Raw genomic sequence first — 21453 nt, 5'->3', positions numbered from 1 at the left:
GGGTTTCTTTACCCGACTCTCTATATTCTGCCTGCAACGCGAATGAGGCATTGCAGGCAGATGCAGGACACGAACCTAATGGTGCAGATGACGCCGGGCGCGCAACCCCCGGTCGTTGAACAAGACGATGATGCGCCACGTGTTGTGCCGCGCGCCCTCAGCAACCGAGAGAAAGCCGCAGTTGTGGTTCGGCTGCTGCTGAACGAGGGGGCGGATATCCCGCTGGAAGAGCTTCCCGATCCACTGCAGGAACAACTTACCCACCAACTTGGACAGATGGGGTTGGTTGACCGGGTAACGCTGGCCGCCGTCGCGCAGGAATTTGCCGATGCGCTGGATGGCGTAGGGCTTGCATTTCCCCATGGGCTAGCCGGTGCTCTGGACGCGGTGAACGGCAAGATCGCCCCAGCCACCGCCGCCCGGCTGCGCAAGGTAGCTGGCGTGAGGCAGATCGGTGACCCATGGCAGCGTTTGCGCGAAGTACCCTCAGAAGATCTGGCCGAGATGGCCAAAGCTGAAAGCACCGAAGTCGCCGCCGTTATGCTGTCGAAACTCGAAACCGCCAAGGCTGCCCAGTTGTTGGGCCACCTGCCCGGCCCCACAGCGCGACGGATAACCTATGCTGTATCGAAAACGGCCAACGTGACGCCCGAGGCAGTAGAGCGGATCGGATGGTCCTTGGCCGCTCAGCTGGATCAACGCCCCGAGCCCGCCTTTCGGGATGGGCCGGGTGAGCGTGTGGGCGCGATCCTCAACCAGTCGGCCGCGGCGACGCGTGATGGTTTGCTGACCGCGCTGGACGAAGAAGACTCCGATTTTGCCGATACCGTCCGGCAATCGATCTTCATCTTTTCGCATGTGCCCTCGCGCATCCAACCCCGCGATGTTCCAGCGATTCTGCGCGGTGTGGATCAACCCGTTCTCATCACGGCGTTGGCCGGAGCCAATAGCGACGAAGACCTCGCCACGGTCGAGTTCTTCCTAGCCAACATGTCCTCTCGCATGGCGGAAAACTTACGGGAAGAAATGGCCGAACGTGGCAAGGTCAAACAATCCGACAGTGAAGATGCGATGTCGCAGATCGTTGCAGCCATCCGCGCGCTTTTGGACGAGGGCGCGATCGCACTGGTCGAGGCGGAGGAGAATGCAGAATAGTCTGGCAAGGCGCGACCACTTGTGATCGCACGATGGGGCCTGTATGTCTCGTCGCGCAGTTCACAACGCTCAGGTGTCTCTCCCTATGCCCGTCGAAAAGTCGGAACTAAGCCGATTTGAGCTTGGAAAATACTACGTCGCCAACCTGTTTCTGACCGGCGTAATCCGCGGCATGCGCCTGCTGCCATATGAGCGCCGCATCGGAGCGATGGGCGCGATTGTGCGCTGGCTTGCCCCTATTGTCGGGTTTCGAACCCGCGTGCGCCGCAACCTGAAACTCACCTGCCCAGACCTGCCCGAGGCCGAGGTCAAACGCATCTGCCGCGCCGTGCCTGACAATGCCGGGCGCGCGATCATGGAGCATTTTTCAGCCGACGGTTTCATCGAGCGACAAAGCAAGGCCAAAGTATCGGGCTCGGGTGTCGAAGCATTTGATGCCGCCGTGGCGGAAGGGCGTCCAGTGATGATGATCACTGCGCATTTCGGGCACTATCTGGCCGCGCGGGTCGCGCTGCAGGCGCGTAGCGGTAAACCCATCGGCAGCCTCTATCGCCGCATGGCAAATCCATATTTCAACGACATGTATGTCGAGGCATTCTATCAGACCGGGTCGCCCATGTTCGAACAGGGCCGCCGAGGTATGGTCGAAATGGTCCGTTCACTGAAAAGCGGAGGCATCATTGCCATTGTATCCGACCTGCATGCGCATGGTGGTGAGGAGCTGACCTTTTTCGGCAAACCCGCCGTCACCTCGGTGCTGAACGCGGAACTTGCGATCAAATACAAGGCTGTGCTGATCCCCTGCTATGCAGTGCGCCAACCCAACGGGATCGATTTTGAGATCGTCCTACACGACCCGGTCCCGCATACTGATGCCAAAACCATGACCCAGTTCACCAATGACGACCTGGAAGCGATGGTGCGTCAGCACATGGGACAATGGTTCTGGATTCATCGGCGCTGGAAGTCCTGGAGGGGACTGGGGGTCCAGCCAAAGGATATGCCCTGATCACTTAACCCGCGCTGCGGCCACGATCGGACCATGGCCACTGCGCTGGATCAGAACAACGGCAGGCAATTCCGATGACAATGTTGCGGTGAAACTCTGCGGTGTTTGGCCATCCCAGCGACCGGCAATCTGCCAATTCTCGACCACGTTTGCATAATCCAGATCATGTCCGGCCAATTCGCCACGCCGGATCGAGGTGCGACGCATCGGCGAATACTGCACAATCCGAACATCATAGGTTTCGTCGTCTGGTAACTCGATCGGAACGACATTCATGGATACTTCGTTCGCGGTACGCGTGGCACTGACCTCGGCCTCCGGCGGCGCAGTCAGGTGTGCATCGATTAGCCGGTTCAGTTCAATTGACTTGGCCCCAACCACATCCTGCTGCCCATTCACAACCATCTGCGGCGTATAGATCATCGTCCGCCCGCCTTCACGTGCATAGGCGCGCTGACGATAGGTATGGTCGGGATTGGCGTATTCATCTTTCCAGCCAATGTAGTCCCAATAATCCACATGCAACGCCAGACCGATTACATCATCCCGCTTGGCCAATTCATGCATGATCCGGTCTGCTGGCGGGCAGGACGAGCACCCCTGCGAGGTGAACAGTTCGACCACCACCGGGTCATCCTGCGCCTGAGCCGGGGCAGCAAGAAAGAGTGAAACAAACGCGGTCGCAGCGACTGATCTGAGCATGTTTTCTCTCGATAGAGGATGATTGCCTGAAAGGTTTAAGTCGGAACCGAATAAACTGCCAATCAAGGTTTCTTGAGACCTCAGACACAAGCTTTCGACAAAATGTGTGCAATGGTATACAAAAAATCACCCAAACTGCCCGTTGCACCTTGAAACAACGGGTGTGGTAATGCAGATAACCCTTAGCGAAGCCCGTATTCCAAGTCATTTGAGAGGGAGGCCACAGATGCCCATCAAGGTCGGACAGGACACCGCCAAGACACGCCGCAGCCTGAACGTGAATGGCAAATCCATTTCCTATTATTCGATTCCAGCCGCGCAAGAAGCAGGCTTAGGCGATTTTTCGAATCTGCCTGCCGCGTTGAAAGTGGTTCTGGAAAACATGCTGCGGTTCGAAGATGACGGGTTCTCGGTTTCCGTCGATGACATCAAAGCCTTTGCCGAATGGGGTGCCAACGGTGGCAAGAACCCACGTGAGATCGCCTATCGCCCTGCCCGGGTTCTGATGCAAGACTTTACCGGAGTTCCGGCCGTGGTGGATCTGGCAGCGATGCGCGACGGCATCAAGGGCCTTGGTGGGGACGCGCAAAAGATTAACCCGCTGAACCCGGTCGATCTGGTCATCGACCACTCGGTCATGATTGATGAGTTCGGCAACCCACGCGCGTTTCAGATGAACGTGGACCGCGAATATGAGCGCAACATGGAACGCTATCAGTTCCTGAAATGGGGTCAGAACGCGTTCAACAATTTCCGCGTCGTGCCTCCCGGCACCGGAATCTGCCACCAAGTAAACCTGGAATACCTGGCGCAGACCGTCTGGACGGACACGGACCAAAGCGGCGAAGAAGTCGCTTATCCCGATACACTTGTTGGTACTGACAGCCACACCACCATGGTCAACGGCATGGCCGTTCTGGGTTGGGGCGTTGGTGGGATCGAGGCCGAGGCAGCGATGCTGGGTCAACCGATCTCGATGCTGATCCCCGAGGTTGTGGGCTTTGAACTGACCGGTTCGATGGTCGAAGGCACAACGGGAACTGACCTTGTCCTGAAAGTCGTCGAGATGCTGCGCGAGAAAGGCGTGGTTGGTAAATTCGTTGAATTCTACGGCGAAGGTCTGGACCGCTTGCCCTTGGCCGATCGCGCAACCATCGCCAACATGGCCCCCGAATACGGCGCGACCTGTGGTTTCTTCCCGATTGACGGCGAGACCTTGCGCTATATGCGCAATACTGGACGCGACGAAGTCCGCATCGCATTGGTCGAGGCCTACGCCAAGGAAAACGGCTTCTGGCGCGATGCCGATTACGCGCCGATCTACACCGACACTCTGTCGCTGGATATGGGCACAATTGTTCCTGCGATCTCGGGCCCGAAACGGCCGCAGGATTACGTCGCACTAACCGACGCCAAGGCCGCATTCACCAAGGAAATGGCCGAGACCTTCAAACGCCCGATGGGCAAACAAGTAGAGGTCAAAGGCGAAAACTACGGCATGGAATCGGGCAAAGTCGTGATCGCCTCGATCACCTCCTGCACCAACACGTCGAACCCGTATGTAATGATCGGCGCGGGCCTCGTCGCACGCAAAGCCGCCGCGCTGGGATTGGATCGCAAACCGTGGGTAAAGACCTCATTGGCGCCCGGCTCGCAGGTTGTGTCCGCCTACTTGGAAGCTGCGGGTCTGCAGGAAGATCTGGACAAGATCGGCTTCAACCTTGTTGGCTATGGCTGCACCACCTGTATTGGCAACTCAGGTCCGATCCAAAGGGAAATCAGCGAAGCGATTGCCGAAGGCGATCTTGTTGCCACTTCGGTTCTTTCAGGCAACCGCAACTTTGAAGGCCGCATCTCGCCCGACGTGCGCGCCAACTATCTGGCTTCACCGCCGCTGGTGGTGGTTTATGCTTTGGCTGGTACGTTGGACATCGACCTGACCTCGGAACCGATTGGACAGGATCAGGCCGGCAACGATGTCTACATGAAAGACATCTGGCCGACCCAAAGCGAAATCGCCGAATTGGTTGAGGCAACTGTGACCCGCGAGGCGTTCCAGTCGAAATATGCCGATGTCTTCAAAGGCGACGAGAAATGGCAGGAGGTCGAGGTTCCACAACAGGAAACCTATGATTGGCCACCGACGTCAACCTACATTCAAAACCCTCCCTATTTCCAAGGCATGGGGCCTGAGCCGGGCACAATCTCGAATATCGATGGTGCAAAGGTTCTGCTGATCCTGGGTGACATGATCACCACCGACCATATCTCGCCCGCCGGTTCGTTTGCGACAACGACACCTGCCGGGAAGTATCTGACCGATCGTCAGGTTCAGCCGCGCGAATTCAACTCGTATGGCTCACGCCGTGGCAACCACGAGATCATGATGCGCGGCACCTTCGCCAATATCCGCGTCAAGAACGAGATGCTGGATGGCGTCGAAGGCGGTTATACAAAAGGCCCGGATGGTGAACAAACCTCGGTCTACGAAGCATCGATGGCCTATCAGGAGCAAGGCACCCCGCTGGTCGTCTTTGGCGGCGAACAGTACGGTGCAGGTTCGTCACGCGACTGGGCGGCCAAGGGCACAGCTCTGCTTGGCGTCAAGGCAGTGATCGCCGAAAGCTTTGAGCGCATCCACCGTTCAAACCTGGTAGGCATGGGCGTCATACCATTCGAATTCACCGATGGTGATACCCGCAAGACACTGGGTCTGAAGGGTGATGAGACCGTTTCGATCCACGGGTTGGATTCGGTTGAGCCCCTGCAGGAAGTGCCCTGCACCATCATTTACGGAGATGGTACCGAAAAGACGATCACCCTGAAGTGCCGCATCGATACCGCGCCCGAGATCGAATACATCGAAAACGGCGGTGTGCTGCAATACGTGCTGCGCAATCTCGCAAAAGCGTCATAAATCAGCAGGTTGATATCCAACCTCAGCCCCCGGCCCTGCGCCGGGGGTTTTGTTTTCTGGCCATTTATTCAAAAATCTGAAACTGTTGGGCAAGACAGTCTTCGGAATTCCATCACCATGAAAAAGCCCAACGCCCTACTGGTTTGCTCGCTTAGCGTCATCGCCGTGATCGGGATCTGGGGCGTCGTCGATATCGAAAGCTTGGTGACTTGGGCCAACAGCATCGTGCAACAAACCTTCCACAGTCGCGGTTGGTTCGTGATGCTCGCGGCCTCAGGCATGTTGATCGGGTGTTTGGTTCTGGCCTTTTCACCCTATGGCAAAATCCGTCTGGGCCGGGATGATGAAGAGCCCGAGTTCTCGACCGCCACCTGGATCTCAATGCTGTTCTCCGCAGGAATGGGCGTTGGACTGCTGTTCTGGGCGGTCGCCGAGCCCCTGACCCATTTCAACTTCATCTCGGGCATGGCACCCGACTATGTCGCCGCGCAGCAGGCCATGCTGGCAACAAACTTCCATTGGGGCCTGCACGCATGGGCGATTTACGGTTCGACCGCGCTGACCATTGCTTATTTCAGCTTTCGGCGCGGGACAGGCATGATGGTCAGTGCACCGATCAAAAGCCTGTTCCCAGGAGAACGCTGGGCCGAGCGGGTCGGGTGGCTGTCGGATTTCATGGCCATTGTTGCAATCTCTATCGGTGTTGGCGGTTCAATGGCCATGGGTGTGTTCCAGGTTGCGGACGGGATTGCGGTTCTGGGTGGCCGGGAAACGGTTGGTGCCCTTCTGATCGGCGTTGTTTTCCTGGCGATGGTCGCAGCCTACATCCCTGCTCTGTTAATCGACCTTGGCCAAGGCATGGCGCGCTTGTCGAATGCGGCAATGCTGATCGCGATCTGCCTTGTGGCCTACACAGTGGTCCTCGGGCCTACAGAGTATCTGTTGAACACTGTGGTTCAAGGGTTCGGCGATTACGTCACCAATGTCATCCCTCGGGGCTTTCAGACCTTCACCTTCTTCGGCGATGACGTCACCAAATGGTTCAGCGACTGGACCCTCACCTATATGGTCTGGTGGATCGCCTGGGGACCTTTTGTTGGTGTGTTTGTCGCGCGTATCTCTCGCGGTCGCACGATCCGGGAATTCGTGATCGGAGTACTCTTTGCGCCAACGCTGTTCTCGATCCTTTGGTTCGGTGCCTTCGGCGGCATCGGTCTGTTCGAGGCGCTCAACGGTGCCGGAGAACTGCTGGCCTATACGCAAACAAACATCGAGCGTGTGACCTTCGCCCTGCTCGACCGTTTGCCCTTATCGCAGATCACAATACTTGCAACCGTAGCAGCGGCGTTTCTGTTCATCGTAACCAGCGTTGTAAGCGCGGCCTTTGTGCTGGGTACATTCTCGTCCCAGGGGGATGAAAACCCGCCCCCGCGCGTGCGGCTGATCTGGGGTGCATTGCTGGGCTTGTTGAGTGTCGCGATGATCCTGTCGGGCTCGGTGGAATCGGTCAAAGTCCTGATCTCACTCGGGGCGCTGCCCTTTGTGTTCATCTCGGTTCTGCTGATGGTCTGCCTGTTCCGAGGGCTACGAGAAGAGGGGCTGAGCCATGCTGATCGGTGATCTGACGGATACGCTTATGAATCTGACCACTTTTGCATTCATCGGCGCGATGATCTGGATTTTGGTCCGTAAGTAACGGCTTGAATCCCGGCCATTTTACCGATTTCCTACGATTATGGACAAAGTCGCATTGATAACCGGCGGTGCACGCGGAATTGGGCGTGCAATCGTCGAAGACCTCAGCCGTGATCACCGCGTCGCGTTTACTTGGTTGTCGAGTAAACCCATGCCCGAGCTACTGGGTGGGGATGTTCTGGCCATACGCTCTGATCTATCTGCGCCCGACCAGCCGGCTATCGTGATTTCGCAGGTGATCGAGAGGTTTGGAAGGCTGGATGTGATCGTCAACAATGCCGGCCTTGTGAAATCTACCCCCAAAGAGGAATTTCGGGCCGAGGACCACCGCGCCATTCTGGATTTGAACCTGCTGGCCCCCGCCGCATTGTTGGCTGCTGCGCTACCACATCTGAAACGCGACGCCTCAATCGTCAGTATCTCATCTATGAACGCGGTCTTACCGCCTCGGGATGCGGTGACCTATGGGGCAAGCAAGGCCGCCCTGAATCTATGGACCCATGCCATGGCAAAGGAGCTTGGGCCAAAGGGGATACGCGTTAATGCAGTCGCACCGGGTGCGATCAACATCCCCGAAGCGCCCCGGTCCGAGGAGTTGACCGCGCTGTTTGTCAAAGAAACCGCTTTAGGTCGCGCGGGAAAGCCCGAGGATATCGCCAAAGTCGTCAGGTTTCTGGCGTCCGATGCCGCATCCTTCATCACTGGTGAGGTTCTGGGCGTCACCGGTGGCTATCGCTTATGAGCCACCTGCGGCTTTCTCAAGTGCTGGGCGGATCGTGCTTTCGATCACCCGCTGAGTGACCGGACCAGCCCAGCGCAGGATGATCGTGCCCTCACCGTCGATCACATAGGTTTCGGGCACACCGTAGACGCCCCAGTCCAGCCCCATGCGGCCCTGTTCATCCCGACCGATACCGGCATAGGGATCGCCCAGTTCGGCAAGAAATCCTTCGGCGTTGTCCAGTTGATCTTTGTAGTTGATACCATAGACCGGGATACCCTCGTCAGACAGAGCCTGCAGATTGGGGTGTTCGACGCGGCATGGTGCACACCAACTGGCCCAGTAGTTGACCAGCTTGACCTCGCCATCACGCAGTGTGGCATCATCGAAGCCCGGTTTGCCCGCGAACTCGGTCAGTACAACCGGCGGTGCTGGCTGACCCTCGCGCGCCGAGGGCAAGGCGTTGGGATCGTCACGGAACATGCCGATGCCCGCGAGCACAGCGAAGGCGCCGAAAATCAGCGGAGGCGCGATCATCAGGGGCGAAATCTTAGCCATTGCGTGACATCCTTTGTTCAACCTTCTCCATCTCGGCCCGTACCTTACGGCCCCGGATCACGCTGAAACCCACCAATGCGATCAGAAGTCCGATTGATACGACATAGGACCACAAGACGGTATCGGCATATTTTCCAAGATCAGGCATCACCCGCTCACCCTTTCACGCGCCATAAGCGCCTTGGTCCGGCGGGCGCGAATTTCTGTGCCCGTACGATAGAAGACCAGCGCAATGAACAGCAGTACAAAGCCGATGATGCAAAGCAGCAGTGGATAGAAGTAGATATTGCTTACCTTCTCCTCAGTATCCGTGCCTGTGATCGCCCCGGCGCGCATCACCGAAGCCCCTTGATGCAGCCCCTGATTCCAGAAGTTCACCGCATACCGGCTGAGGAACGCAAAGACAGAACCCACAAGGCAAAGGACCGAGGTCAGGTCAGCCGCGGTGTCCGGGTCTTCGATGGCTTCCCACAGGGCGACATAGCCCAGATAGAACAGGAACAGGATGAGAAACGAGGTCAGGCGCGGGTCCCAGGCCCACCATGTCCCCCACATAGGCTGCCCCCAGATCGCTCCGGTGGCCAATGCGATCAGCGTCATCACGATGCCGATGGGCGCAGCGGCGCGAGCAGCCAGCGCACTGACATGGTGGCGACGCACCAACCAGACCAGCGAAGTTGCCAGCATCATCAGCCAGCAATTGATCGCCATCAACGCGGCAGGTACATGCAGGTAGATGATCTTTACGGTCGAGCCTTGCTTGTAGTCATCCGGGGTGAAGAAAAAGCCCCAGATCAATCCGACGACCAGACAAAGACCTGAGCTGATCCAGAAGAACGGAAGGACCCGTTCGCTGGTCGCGAGGAACTTACGCGGGTTGGCGTATTCCCAAAGGGCATTGGCTTTGGCTGCGATTGTCATGGGCTCTATCTAGTCCGAGTCGGCGTGGTTCTCAATTGACCTCAGTCAAGCTTTGTGGCCATCACCTAAGATTGATGCGCAGTACCGCTGCGCTGGCAAAGGGTAAAAGTGCGACCGTTGCGGCGGTAATCCCTGCCAGCATTAGCAGGGGCGTTTGCGTCTCCATGCCTGTCGCACCGCGTCGGGCGACCTCGGCTCCGAAAATCAAAGTCGGCACGTAGAGCGGCAAAACCAGAAGCGACAGTAGCAGACCGCCCCGTTTTAGACCAACAGTAAGGGCCGCGCCAAAGGTGCCGATAACGCTCATCGCCGGAGTACCGAAGAGCAGTGAGATCACTAGCCACGAAAACCCGGGTACAGGCAGGTTTAGCAACACGCCTAGGAACGGCGCGGCCAGAACCAGCGGCAATCCGGTGGTTAGCCAATGGGCTAGCGCTTTGACGGTAACAACCGATTCCAACGGAAGCGGCGCGGTCGCGAGCAGATCAAGCGAGCCGTCTTCCCAATCCAGCGCCAGAAGGCGATCAAGTGACAGCAGACACGCCAAAAGCGCGCCCAGCCAAAGAACGCCCGGTGCGATGGTCGAAAGCAGCGAAGATTGCGGGCCAACCGAGAATGGCACCAGAACGGTGACGATCAGGAAGAAAGCAAGACCGAGACCAAAGCCACCCCCCGCACGGAAGGCCAATTTCAGATCACGCAGCAATAAGGCGATCACAAGAAACCTCCGTCGAAATCGTCGATGGGCTTGGGCTTGGCCTTGTTGGGGCCAACGTCCAGAACCTCTCCGTCCAAGCCAAGATCAATATGGGTCGCGATCAGGGCCGAACCACCCTGCCCCAGATGCGCGCGCACAGCATCCGCAAACATCTGCACGGCGTGACGATCCAGCGAGACCGTCGGCTCGTCCAGCATCCAGATCGGGCGGCCAGTAACCAACATACGCGCCAATCCCAGACGCCGTTTCTGCCCTGCCGAAAGGTTGCCCGCATGGCGGTCAGCCAACTCGTTCAGCTCAAACGCATCAAGGGCGTGCTGGATATCACGGGTGCCAAAGACCGACGCCCAGAAGTTGAGGTTTTCGACAACGGTCAGGGTCGGTTTTAACCCGTCGGAATGGGACGCGTATGCGATCTGGTCTTCTGCCCCGTCGATTTGCCCTGCCAGCGGCGGTTGCAGGCCCGCAAGCGTACGCAGTAATGTTGTCTTTCCAATCCCATTCGGTCCACGCAGAATCAGCGCCCTTCCTGCCTCGAGCGAGAAGCTCAGCCCTTCGAGCACGGGAACTCCGCCGCGTGCGATGGCCAGATCGGTTACCTTTAAAGTCATGAAGCCCGCTTAGCGGATTGTGCGTGTGGGCAAAAGGTCGGAATTGCCGCAGAGCGGCTGGTCGGATCGCAGTGAGGGGCCAGCCCCTCACACTCCCCGGGATATTTTTAGCCAGTGGAAGAACAGATCCTCAGACCGGGATCAGCGCAAGCGCAATGCGGCGGCCTTCAGAAAGCAGCACGTTGTAGGTGCGGCAGGCCGCCGGAGAGTTCATGATTTCGACACCCAGACCTGCCTCTTCCAATGTGGTGCGCAAGTCGGCTGGGATGTGGGTCAGTTCTTTGCCCGTACCGATGAACAGAACATCGACATGTTCGGACAAGGCCAGCAGGGTCTGGGCGTCGGAGTAACCCGCCCAAGCCGATGTACCGGTGGGGCCGGTCAGGACTGCCCCATCATGAACTTCCCCGCCTATCCGAAAGAACCCGGGGCCATAGCCATCAACCGGCTGAGCGTTTGTATATGTGATCTCGTTCAGGCGCATGTGCAGGGTTCTAGCCCCAAAGCGGCAGGCCGGACAAGGCCGCTGTTGCAATCACCAGATAGGCTGCGGCGCGGTAGAGGTTCTCGTACTCGGGTCGGAACATCCAGCCCCCCAGCCAGTTGCCCGCGATGTTGGGAACCGCAAGCGCAAGGCCCAATCCGATGCTCGCGATCGAAAGACGCCCCATCCCGCCAAGATATCCGAGGATCAGCAAATCGAAAGCAAACAGGAACAGCAGGATCGTCGCGCGGATGATCTCAACCGGTAAGGGCCGTGACATATAAAACAGGATGACAGCAGGCCCCGGTATCCCGGCTACCCCGCCAAGTAGCCCTGCAGCCCCGCCGATCGCAGCAACCATGCCACGCGATACCGCTCCCCGGTAGCGCAGACCAAAAACCAGAACGGCCAGCATCGACAATGAAATCAGGCTGACGATATAGCGGAACACTTCGGGATCGGTCCGGGTCAGCAGCCATAAGCCAACCGGTAGAAGTAGCGCGCACCCGACCAAAAGGCGCATCAGATCTGCCTTGTCAACAACCGTCCATGCGCGGCGCAGGTTCGGGATCGGGCCAAATATGTCCATGACCGTCAGCGCGATGATGGCACCGAAGGGGCCAAGATACGGGCTGGCGATGGGCAGGAAGATCAGGGCCGTCCCAAAGCCGGAGAACCCGCGCACGATGCCCCCAACAAAGGCGGCGAAAATAATAACGGCCAGACCGGTTGGGGTCTGGCCGAAATACTCAGGCATCAATGTTGGCAAACTGGTTGCCCGCCGTATTCGACGGCTTCGACCAGTCGCGCTTGACCCCCAGCCACAGCAGGATGGTCGAGGCCACGAAGACCGACGAATAGGTCCCGACGATCACGCCCCAGATCATCGCGAAGACAAAGCCTCGGATCACGTCTCCGCCAAGTACATAGAGCGAGATCAGCGCCAGCAGCGTGGTCACAGAGGTCATCACCGTCCGGCTGAGCGTTTCGTTGATCGAGATGTTCAGCACCTCTTTGAGGTCTTTCTTCTTGTACTTCCGCAGGTTTTCGCGAACCCGGTCGAAGACGACCACGGTGTCGTTCAGCGAATAGCCGACGATAGTCAGAAGAGCGGCGATGATCGCCAGGTCAAAACGGATTTGTAGTTCCGAGAAGATGCCGATGGTCAGGATCACGTCATGCACCAACGCGGCGACCGCCCCGAGTGCGAACTGCCATTCGAACCTAAGCCAGATATAGACAAGCACTGCGCCAATCGCCAAGGCGACCGCAATGACCGCGGTCTGGATCAACTCACCCGAAACCTTGGGGCCAACCGATTCTACCGAGACGAACTGGATATCCGGCGCGGCGACGGTCAGCGCTTCTTCGACGGCTGTGACGGTTGCGGCCGCCACAGCTTCGGCCCCGTCCTGCGCCTGAATGCGGATCATCGCGACGTTTTCATCCTCGCCAAAGGTGGGATCAAAAATCTCGGTGATAGTCACATCGCCAAGCTCAAGCGGCGCGATGGCGTCGCGATAGGCGCCGACGTCGATCTCTTGCGCGCTTTGGGTCCGAATCGTGGTGCCGCCGCGGAAGTCGATGCCGAAGTTCAGCCCTTGCAGCAGGAATGACGTGAAGGCGATCACCATCATTAAACCCGAGATACCCAGCCAGACCTTCCAACGGCTAAAGAAATCGAACGAGGTGTTTTGGGGTACGAGTTTCAGTCTCATGTCAAACCTCGATCGTTTTCGGACGGCGGCGTTCGAACCACATCACGATCATCAGACGCGTCACAAAGATCGCGGTGAAGACCGAGGTCAGAATACCCAGACCAAGCGTAATGGAGAAGCCGCGCACAGGACCACTGCCCATGGCAAACAGGATGGTTGCAGTAATGAATGTGGTCACGTTTGCGTCCAGAATGGCCGAAAGCGCTTTTTCGTATCCCAGCTCGATGGCACGCGCCGGACCTTTGGCAGATTTCAGCTCTTCGCGGATACGCTCGAAGATCAGCACGTTGGCGTCAACTGCCATGCCGACGGTCAGCACGATACCCGCGATCCCGGGCAAGGTCAGCGTGGCGCCGATCAGTGAGAGCAGGCCAAACAAAAGCCCCACGTTCAGGATCAGCGCAATATTGGCGAAGATGCCGAACAGGCCGTAGCTGAGAGCCATGAATACCAACACGGCGACAAAGGCCACGATTGTCGCGACTTTACCTGCGTCGATACTGTCCTGACCCAGCTCAGGGCCGATGGTGCGCTCTTCCAGGAAATCCAGACCTGCAGGCAAGGCACCTGCGCGCAGCAGAACGGCCAAATTGGTGCTTTCTTCAACTGTGAAGTTGCCAGTGATGATGCCCGAACCACCTGGGATATGGCTTTGGATTACAGGGGCCGAGATCACCTCGTCATCCAGGACGATAGCAAAGGGTGCGCCAATGTTTTCCAGCGTGTAATCGCCGAATTTGCGCGCGCCAGAGGTGTTGAACCGGAAGCTGACCGCAGGGCGGCCGTTCTGGTCGAACGACGGCTGTGCGTCGACCAATTCTTCACCGGTCACGACGGGTGCGGCGTCCAGAGTGTAATACACACCATCTTCATCGATCGATGGCACAAGCTTCTCACCAACGCCCGGAATGGCATCCGGGTCAGTCCCGCGCCCAACGACAGGATTGAACGTCAACTGTGCCGTCGTGCCGATAATCTCTTTGAGCTCCCCGGCGCTGCCGATACCGGGCACCTGAATAAGGATACGATCAGCGCCCTGGCGCTGGATAGTTGGTTCGCGTGTGCCAACCTCGTCGATCCGACGGCGGATGATCTCAAGGGACTGGCGCACGGTGCGGTCATCCGAAGCAAGCTTTTCGGCCTCGGACAGTTGGACAACGATAGTGTCCCCCTCCGCGCGGGCCTCTATATCTGTTGCCCCTGCCCCGGTCAGCGTCTGCACCTGTCGGGCCAGACCGCGCACAACCTCTAATGCGCGGGACATGCCCTCGGGTTGGCTGATGCGCACGCGAATCTCGTCAGGCGCCGAATCCTGACGACGGATCGTGCCGACCGTCGCGCGTTCATCACGCAGCGCGTCGCGGATTTCGGGCCACATAGCCTCCATCCGGGATTCGTAGACATCATCAACCTTGACCTCGGCCAGCAAATGCGCGCCGCCGCGCAAGTCGAGCCCGAGATTGACCAGAGACGACGGCAGCCAATTCGGCCATTGCGCGGCCTCGGCCTGCATTTCAGGTGTATCAATGCCAAGCTCAATCGCAGCCTTGGCATCGTTAGATTGTTCGACGCGCGTATAAAACGCATTCGGCAGGGCAAGGAATAGACCGATCACACAGACCGACCAGATCAGAACCCGCTTCCAGGAATCAATTTGCAGCATTACCCTGCCTTTTCAAGGAATTGTCGCGCGAAGTTACTTCGCAGGTTCGGTCTTGTTCAGAACCTGAGCGATGGTCGATTTGACCACGCGAACCTTAACGCCCTCGGCGATCTCGACTTCGATCTCGTTGTCGCCTTCCTTGACCTTCGACACCTTGCCGATCAGCCCGCCTTGGGTGACAACCTGATCGCCCCGGCGCACGGCTTCGACCATGGCCTGATGTTCCTTCATCTTTTTCTGCTGCGGACGGATCAGCAGAAAATACATAATCGCGAAGATCAGGATCAGCGGGAGAAACTGGGCGATTGCGCCACCTTCCATGGGATATTCCTTTGTTCTGATGATGCAGAGAGCTCTCTGCAAAGTTTGCGGGAACCTATGCTTTGAAACATGGGTTTGCAAGCAAACCTGGCCCCATTTCGACCATCGGGTTCAAAGGTTTGCTGCCGGACGTTGCAGATATGTTCTAGGCAGACCCTTCCAGTCAGATATAGTCCTGTGGCAGGAGGCCTAATGATTCAATCAATCCAGACCCTTGGCGCATTTGTTCGCCTGATGCTCGTGACAACCTGTATAGGTCTTTTGGCGTCGCCCGTATGGGCACAGAACGCCACTAGCGAAGAGCCTGCTATAGAAGACACTGAATCAGAGATTTTTCAGGCTCCGGTTATCGTTGACGGCGACACCTTGTTTCACCTGCGCGGCTCCAGCGCGCTGCCCGCTCCGGAACGGGCCGCGAGTGTACAGAACAAGATCATCGAAATCGCCGAGGCCTCAGACGCCGAGCAGGTCTCTATAACCTTCGAGGACTCAGAGTTCGGCATTCGAATCTTTGCCGATGGTGTTCAAGTTTCGATCGTGACCGATGCCGATTCCGAGCTTGAGCAGATGGACTTGAACGTTCTCAGTTTGTTGCACGGCGACGCTATTAAACAATCCATTGAAAGCTATCGCGCAAACCGCACCGAACAGGCGCGTGTTTCGGGTGCCATCGAAGCCTTAGCATGGACAGCTGGATTCGCGCTTTTTGTCGTCGTTATCCTGTGGCTGCACCGGCGCATTCGCCGCCGTACGCTGAAACTGGTCAAGCGTTACCTCAAGGATGTCGAAACCGCGACCGCAAAAAGCGTTCAGGCCGAGGCCATCGCCGCGTTGATCCGGTATGCTCTGAATTTTGTCCTGCTGGTGATCTTTTTCCTCGGCTTCTACTACTACCTTTCCTTCGTTCTGCTTGCCTTTGCCGAGACGCGCTATTTCGCGCAACTCCTGCTGACCTACTTGACCGAACCGGTCCTGCTAATCTTCAAAGGCATCCTCAGCTACATCCCAAACCTGATCATGTTGATACTGATCGCATGGATAACGCTGTATATTATCCGGGGCATGCGTGTGTTCTTTGACGCCGTCGAGGCGGGAACCTTTGACATGGGCGATTTTGAAAGCCACTGGGTGAACCCGACCTTCAACATCGCCCGCGTCGTCGTTATCCTGATCGCTCTGGTCTTTGCTGTCCCTTACATCCCCGGATCAGATTCGGCGGCGTTTCAGGGGCTGACGATTCTGGTTGGTGCCATGCTGTCGCTGGGCGCAAACTCGGTCGTGTCGAACATGCTGGCGGGGCTCTTCGTGATCTATCGCCGCTCAACTTCGATCGGTGATCGGATCCAGATCGGGGACCATATTGGCGATGTGGTGCAGATCAAGTTGATGGAGACGCATCTGAAGTCCATCAAGAATGAACTGATCTCGATCCCGAACGCCCAATTGATGAATTCGGACGTGGTGAATTTCTCGAAGAGAACCGACGGTAGCGGGTTGCTGCTGCATACGACCGTCGGGATTGGCTATGAAGAGCCGCCCGAAAAGATCGAAGCGATGCTGATCGAGGCCGCCCATCGCACCAAGGGAATCAAGGCCAAGCCCGAACCCTTTGTTTTATGGACCGCATTGGCCGATTACGCGATCAACTATCAGATCAACGGCTATACCACGCGAGGCAGCATCATTCCCAAAATCCGCTCGGATTTGCACCGCAACATCGTGGCCGTGTTCAATGAGAATAACGTGCAGATCATGACACCTTCGTACATGGCTGATCCGCCCGAGCCGAAGATCCCAGCGGAAGAGTGGGATGGCCACCTGGCACATGAAACTCCGGACACAATCGACTAGTTAAATTTGAGGCTAACTCTATATCCGATGAATAAATCAACCTATCCTCGCGACCGTTTAGGGAACCGCTCGGTTTCAGTTCAATTTGTATTCGAAGCAAGAGATATTGAAGGTGACGACATTACCGATTGAGCCGGAGGTTTTCTGGGGCATTATCTGGGCCGGGGGATTGCTGACAGCAATCTTGGTGATATTCGGAGCCTTCCCCGAAGGAACGCACCACACAGCCCCGTTGGAGCGATTTCAACAACGACTAAATCTGGACAAAATCAATCCGGGTATCTTTCTGATCTCTCTGATCTTATGGGGCATCCTGTTCGGGTTGCTGTTCGTCAGTATAATCAGTCTCATTTGGGACTTCCTGTGGCTGCAAGCGCCCAGGAATCCTGATGAGCGCATCGACTGGCGCTTTACGCTGGTAAAGTTGACCGCAACAACGGCTGTTTTGGGTGCGGTCGTGGCGTTTCCGATCACAGTCATGAAAGCCTCTTACAACCGACGCCAAATCGAAACGCAGGAAAAAGGACAAGTCACGGATCGCTTTACAAAAGCAATTGAAGGCCTTGGTGCGGATAAGGTGATATTCAAGGACGGTGTGCAGCATACTGTGCCCAACCTTGAAGTACGGATTGGCGCTATTCTGGGACTGGAGAAAATCGCATTTGAAACCTCTTCAGAGCTTGAGCCCTCGCTCGAAACACTTTCAGCGTACGTACGTGAGAACGTTGCAACAAAATTTGAAACACCACAAATTGAAGCAAATGAAGCTTTTATTGCGGAATACAAGCACTTGAGTTTCCCTCGCTCGGACGTGCGGGTCGCGATGAGAGCACTCTCAAAATTGGCTGATGGCTATGAGGACAGAGATATAGATCTGAGAACAAGTAGCTTTAACGGCTTGGCGCTGGTCAACCTAAATTACTCACAATTCGATCTGAGGATGTGCGATTTCACCGATTCTTTCGTAGCAAATTGCAACTTTTCAGACATAAACTTTCATGGCAGCTTCTTTTCCAAAACATACTTCTCGGCGACAAATCTGAGTAGAGCTCAATTCGTCGAAGTGTTTTTCAAAGGGGAACCCGACTTCGAAAACAGCAATCTGAAAGGTGCCCTGTTCTTAGAATGCGACTTGTCACAATCTTCCATTACAAAAGAACAATTGTATTTTACCTATGGCGATGCTTCAGTGAAACTCCCTGAGAACCTTAGACCACCAAAGCACTGGAGCAAACAGATACGGCCCTATGAAAAAGCGCGTCTCAGGTGGGAAAAATTCCTAGAGTACAAAGGTTACAATCGTGATGAAGAATCGGCATAAGGCTGCAATACCGATTCACGCATTAAGGATCTAGGACATGCACGACATCCGCGCCATACGCGAAAACCCAGCCGCCTTCGACGCCGCCCTTGCGCGCCGCGGGGACGCGCCGGTGTCGTCAGACCTGCTGAGGCTGGACGAAAGCCGCCGCGCCAAGATTCTGGCTGCTGAGACAGCTCAGGCCGAGCAGAACAAGGCCTCCAAAGAGGTTGGCGCTGCCAAAGGGCGCGGGGATGAAGCTGAATTCGAACGCCTGCGCGCTCTGGTCGCCGAGAAAAAGGCCGAAGTGGCGCGGATGCAGACCGAGGCCAAGGATCTGGATGCTCTGCTGGCCGATCAGCTGATCCGCATCGCGAACCTGCCCGCCGAGGATGTGCCCGAAGGCGCGGATGAGAACGACAATGTCGAGATCAACCGCTGGGGCACACCACGCGAATTGGATTTCGCGCCGAAAGAGCATTTTGAAATCGATGCCGTTCAGAATGGCATGGATTTTGAGACGGCTGCCAAACTCTCCGGCTCGCGCTTTGTGCTGCTTTCGGGCGGCGTCGCGCGCATCCACCGCGCTTTGGCGCAGTTCATGCTGGACACCCATATCAATGAGAACGAGCTGACCGAGGTCAACGGCCCGGTTCTGGTTCTCTCGGAAATGATGCAGGGCACCGGCCAGTTGCCGAAGTTTGGAGAAGACAGCTATCAGACCCGCGAAGGCTGGTGGTTGATTCCAACCTCCGAAGTGTCGCTGACCAACATCGTCAACGACACGATGATCGAGGAGAGTTACCTGCCTCGCCGCTATACCGCGCATTCGCTGTGCTTCCGGTCCGAGGCTGGTAGTGCGGGCAAGGACACACGCGGGATGCTGCGGCAGCACCAGTTCGAAAAGGTCGAGATGGTCTCGGTCACCCATCCGGACAAGTCGGATGATGAACAGAAACGTATGCTGCGCTGCGCCGAAGGCATTCTCGAAAAGCTGGGCATCCCCTATCGCACCGTGATCTTGTGCACCGGCGACATGGGCTTTGGTGCACGACGCACTTACGACATCGAGGCGTGGCTGCCGGGCCAAAATACCTATCGCGAGATCAGCTCGGTCTCGACATGCGGGGATTTTCAGGCGCGCCGCATGAATGCGCGCTTCCGGCCCGAGGCCGGGGGAAAGCCAGAATATGTCCATACCCTGAATGGTTCGGGCCTGGCCGTGGGGCGCTGCCTGATAGCTGTGTTGGAAAATGGTCAGAACACGGATGGGACGGTCACCCTGCCCGAGGTTCTGGCACCCTATCTGGGCGGCAAGCTAACCCTTCAAACCAACGGCACGCTGACTTAAAAAAACCGGCGCATTCAGGCGCCGGTTCCCGATCGGATAAGGCGGAGAAGTATCACTTCTTCGCCTTTTTCTTATCTTTCTTCTTTCCGGGCTTCTTGTCGGACTTCTTCTTATCGTCCTTCTTTTTGGCGTCCTTTTTCTTAACGTCTTTTTTGGGCTTCTTGTTTTTCTTACCCTTCTTGGTCTTTTCCTTGACCTTTTCCTTGGCTTTGGAAAACACCGCCTCCATTTCAGACTTCTTCTTGGCCGCCTTTTCAGCCTTGGCCTTGGCTTTCGCCTTTTTCTTTGCCTTGGCCTCGGCAGCGGCCTGTTCTGCCGCCGCGCGCTCCTTTGCCGCCTTACGCTCGGCCTCGGCCTTGTTCGCAGCCGCATTGCTTTTGGCTGTCGCGCGCTGCACAGCCGATTTCCGCTCTGCAGGCTTGCGGGTAGCAGCGCGACGCGCGGGCTTGGGCTTGGCACCGACGACTTCTTTCGCAGCCGCGATCAGCTTAGCTGCGCGGGTGGAACCGACGCGCGGGGTGCCGGACAGATCTTCCGGTTTGGCCTTGGCAATGGCTTCTGCTGTTTTGTAGCCCTTTGCATTCAATGCCTTAGCAAGCGCTGGCCCTACGCCACGCACCTCAGTAACTGCGGTCATTTCGTTTCCTTTCGTTAACTCCCCCAGATTGTAAATGCACAGCACATACGTTCCTGAGAGAGCGCCAATTCAAGAATTAGATAGGAGGTTACCCGCTTTCGGCCAGGCGATGGCCTGCAGTTCGGCTGGGAAATGGGACAAGTCTTTTGGCGTCTTCATCCCATAGTTTCAGATTCAGCGCAGCCACTGCCTCGGGAAACTTGATCCGTCGCGGTGTGTATTCTGGCGGCAGGTTATAGTGGCACGCGCGCAGCCGGTAAGATGGGATGCGGGCATTGAAATGGTGGATGTCATGCAATGTGATGCAGGCCACCGCATTATCGAACCACCAGCCGAAATCCAGCGCCGAGGACCCCTCCAACGCAGCCAGCTTCGGATCCAGCTCGGGGCGGCGATCCCAGTAGGTGTCTTCGAAATTGTGCTGCAAATACACCAGGAACACCCCAAGCATCCCGCCCAGGAGCGAAAACACCAGCCAGACCAGAATGCCGGTGGCACCGGCGATCAAATACAGCAGTCCCAAAAACACAACAATCGAGAGGTTGTGCAGCACCACGCCCATAACACCGAACCGCACGGTGTTCTTGGGCCAGCGATAGCGGATGAAGTATGTGAACAGCGCGCCAACCGGCACCAGAATGAAGGGATTCCGATACAGTCGGTAAAACAAACGCTTTTTCCAATCCGCCTCGTTCCATTCACGCAGCGTCATGGTGTGGATTTCACCGGTCTCGCGATGCTCGAGGTTGCCGATTCCGGCGTGATGCAGATTGTGGTTCTGCTTCATCACCTCGAACGGGGCAAATGTGAAGGGCGATAACCCATGGCCAGCCCATTCGTTCTGCTCGCGCGTTTCAAACAACGAATGGTGCCCGCAATCATGCTGCAGGACATAGAGACGCACGGCAGAGAAGGCAAAAACGATCCCGGCCGGGATCATGATGTACCAGCGGTCGACATAGGTGATCGCCAGTGTAAGCGATGCGAAATACACCGCGAATGTTCCGAAATAACTGAGCGCGGCAAGCTTGTTGTCCTGCACCGCGTATTGTCTTGTATATTCTCTCAGATCCATCACGCCCGCTCCCCACGGAGGTCCGACCAATCACAAATTCAAAATT

The 21453-nt window shown here is 56.9% G+C and carries 21 protein-coding genes; 8 read left to right on the top strand and 13 right to left on the bottom strand.

Features of this window, described 5'->3' with window-relative positions; translation table 11 throughout:
* Positions 1 to 60 precede the first annotated feature (60 nt).
* On the top strand, positions 61 to 1155 hold the full coding sequence (locus ACR0NM_RS03245; RefSeq protein ID WP_480613204.1) for a flagellar motor switch protein FliG: 1095 nt from the start codon (positions 61 to 63) through the stop codon (positions 1153 to 1155).
* Positions 1156 to 1240: 85 nt separating this feature from the next.
* Positions 1241 to 2164 (top strand): lysophospholipid acyltransferase family protein, encoded by a 924-nt coding sequence (locus ACR0NM_RS03240; RefSeq protein ID WP_170396406.1) that lies wholly within the window; start codon positions 1241 to 1243, stop codon positions 2162 to 2164.
* On the opposite strand, the gene ACR0NM_RS03235 is transcribed toward ACR0NM_RS03240, so the two are convergent.
* Positions 2165 to 2866 carry a DUF1223 domain-containing protein gene (locus tag ACR0NM_RS03235; RefSeq protein ID WP_480613202.1) on the bottom strand — a complete coding sequence of 234 codons (702 nt, stop codon included), beginning with the start codon at positions 2864 to 2866 and terminating at the stop codon, positions 2165 to 2167.
* A gap of 226 nt (positions 2867 to 3092) precedes the next feature.
* Between ACR0NM_RS03235 and acnA the strand changes: the two genes are divergently transcribed.
* The 3 genes from acnA to ACR0NM_RS03220 all read left to right on the top strand — a co-directional run bounded on the left by acnA (position 3093) and on the right by ACR0NM_RS03220 (position 8220).
* Complete coding sequence (acnA, locus tag ACR0NM_RS03230) at positions 3093 to 5783, top strand: aconitate hydratase AcnA (protein ID WP_480613200.1); 2691 nt, start codon at positions 3093 to 3095, stop codon at positions 5781 to 5783.
* 117 nt (positions 5784 to 5900) lie between these two features.
* A complete protein-coding gene (locus ACR0NM_RS03225) occupies positions 5901 to 7403 on the top strand; it encodes a BCCT family transporter (protein ID WP_170403204.1) in 1503 nt (500 codons plus the stop codon).
* Between the two features lie 115 nt (positions 7404 to 7518).
* Positions 7519 to 8220, top strand: coding sequence for an SDR family oxidoreductase (locus tag ACR0NM_RS03220; RefSeq protein WP_170403208.1), 702 nt, complete (start codon positions 7519 to 7521; stop codon positions 8218 to 8220).
* Here ACR0NM_RS03220 and ACR0NM_RS03215 read toward each other — a convergent pair.
* The 10 genes from ACR0NM_RS03215 to yajC all read right to left on the bottom strand — a co-directional run bounded on the left by ACR0NM_RS03215 (position 8215) and on the right by yajC (position 15193).
* Positions 8215 to 8757: a DsbE family thiol:disulfide interchange protein gene (locus ACR0NM_RS03215; RefSeq protein ID WP_170396396.1), complete on the bottom strand. Its 543-nt coding sequence runs from the start codon at positions 8755 to 8757 to the stop codon at positions 8215 to 8217. The two genes, ACR0NM_RS03220 and ACR0NM_RS03215, sit on opposite strands and share 6 nt — an antisense overlap.
* Positions 8750 to 8905 carry a heme exporter protein CcmD gene (gene ccmD, locus ACR0NM_RS03210; RefSeq protein WP_037321536.1) on the bottom strand — a complete coding sequence of 52 codons (156 nt, stop codon included), beginning with the start codon at positions 8903 to 8905 and terminating at the stop codon, positions 8750 to 8752. Before ccmD ends, ACR0NM_RS03215 begins: the two co-directional genes overlap by 8 nt.
* A complete protein-coding gene (locus ACR0NM_RS03205) occupies positions 8905 to 9678 on the bottom strand; it encodes a heme ABC transporter permease (RefSeq protein WP_170396395.1) in 774 nt (257 codons plus the stop codon). Before ACR0NM_RS03205 ends, ccmD begins: the two co-directional genes overlap by 1 nt.
* Before the next feature lie 61 nt (positions 9679 to 9739).
* Positions 9740 to 10396: a heme exporter protein CcmB gene (gene ccmB / locus ACR0NM_RS03200; RefSeq protein ID WP_480613198.1), complete on the bottom strand. Its 657-nt coding sequence runs from the start codon at positions 10394 to 10396 to the stop codon at positions 9740 to 9742.
* Positions 10393 to 11007, bottom strand: a complete 615-nt coding sequence (gene ccmA, locus ACR0NM_RS03195) for a heme ABC exporter ATP-binding protein CcmA (protein WP_170396391.1) — start codon at positions 11005 to 11007, stop codon at positions 10393 to 10395. The genes ccmB and ccmA overlap by 4 nt, the downstream gene beginning before the upstream one ends.
* 130 nt (positions 11008 to 11137) lie before the next feature.
* On the bottom strand, positions 11138 to 11491 hold the full coding sequence (locus tag ACR0NM_RS03190) for an Mth938-like domain-containing protein (RefSeq protein ID WP_170626639.1): 354 nt from the start codon (positions 11489 to 11491) through the stop codon (positions 11138 to 11140).
* Positions 11492 to 11501: 10 nt separating this feature from the next.
* Positions 11502 to 12260 carry a TSUP family transporter gene (locus ACR0NM_RS03185; RefSeq protein WP_480613196.1) on the bottom strand — a complete coding sequence of 253 codons (759 nt, stop codon included), beginning with the start codon at positions 12258 to 12260 and terminating at the stop codon, positions 11502 to 11504.
* Positions 12241 to 13209 carry a protein translocase subunit SecF gene (secF, locus tag ACR0NM_RS03180; protein ID WP_170396385.1) on the bottom strand — a complete coding sequence of 323 codons (969 nt, stop codon included), beginning with the start codon at positions 13207 to 13209 and terminating at the stop codon, positions 12241 to 12243. The genes ACR0NM_RS03185 and secF overlap by 20 nt, the downstream gene beginning before the upstream one ends.
* A gap of 1 nt (position 13210) precedes the next feature.
* Positions 13211 to 14872, bottom strand: a complete 1662-nt coding sequence (secD, locus tag ACR0NM_RS03175; protein ID WP_170403231.1) for a protein translocase subunit SecD — start codon at positions 14870 to 14872, stop codon at positions 13211 to 13213.
* A 33-nt stretch (positions 14873 to 14905) separates the two neighbouring features.
* The gene (yajC, locus tag ACR0NM_RS03170) at positions 14906 to 15193 is read right to left on the bottom strand and encodes a preprotein translocase subunit YajC (RefSeq protein ID WP_155151194.1); all 288 of its coding nucleotides are present in this window, start codon (positions 15191 to 15193) and stop codon (positions 14906 to 14908) included.
* A gap of 192 nt (positions 15194 to 15385) precedes the next feature.
* On the opposite strand from yajC, the gene ACR0NM_RS03165 reads away from it, so the two are divergent.
* The 3 genes from ACR0NM_RS03165 (at position 15386) to serS (ending at position 19695) form a co-directional block, all read left to right on the top strand.
* The gene (locus ACR0NM_RS03165; RefSeq protein ID WP_480613194.1) at positions 15386 to 17044 is read left to right on the top strand and encodes a mechanosensitive ion channel family protein; all 1659 of its coding nucleotides are present in this window, start codon (positions 15386 to 15388) and stop codon (positions 17042 to 17044) included.
* 112 nt (positions 17045 to 17156) lie between these two features.
* Entirely contained in the window at positions 17157 to 18365 is a 1209-nt protein-coding gene (locus tag ACR0NM_RS03160; protein WP_480613192.1) for a pentapeptide repeat-containing protein, read from the top strand.
* A 37-nt stretch (positions 18366 to 18402) separates the two neighbouring features.
* A complete protein-coding gene (serS, locus tag ACR0NM_RS03155) occupies positions 18403 to 19695 on the top strand; it encodes a serine--tRNA ligase (protein ID WP_480613190.1) in 1293 nt (430 codons plus the stop codon).
* Between the two features lie 52 nt (positions 19696 to 19747).
* On the opposite strand, the gene ACR0NM_RS03150 is transcribed toward serS, so the two are convergent.
* On the bottom strand, positions 19748 to 20332 hold the full coding sequence (locus ACR0NM_RS03150; protein ID WP_480613188.1) for a helix-hairpin-helix domain-containing protein: 585 nt from the start codon (positions 20330 to 20332) through the stop codon (positions 19748 to 19750).
* 88 nt (positions 20333 to 20420) lie between these two features.
* Positions 20421 to 21407, bottom strand: coding sequence for a fatty acid desaturase (locus ACR0NM_RS03145; RefSeq protein WP_170396376.1), 987 nt, complete (start codon positions 21405 to 21407; stop codon positions 20421 to 20423).
* Positions 21408 to 21453: the final 46 nt, after the last annotated feature.

Source organism: Ruegeria sp. AF2, assembly GCF_056542025.1.
The sequence above is the reverse complement of the archived record's forward strand: the minus strand, read 5'-3'. Positions and strand labels throughout refer to the sequence as shown.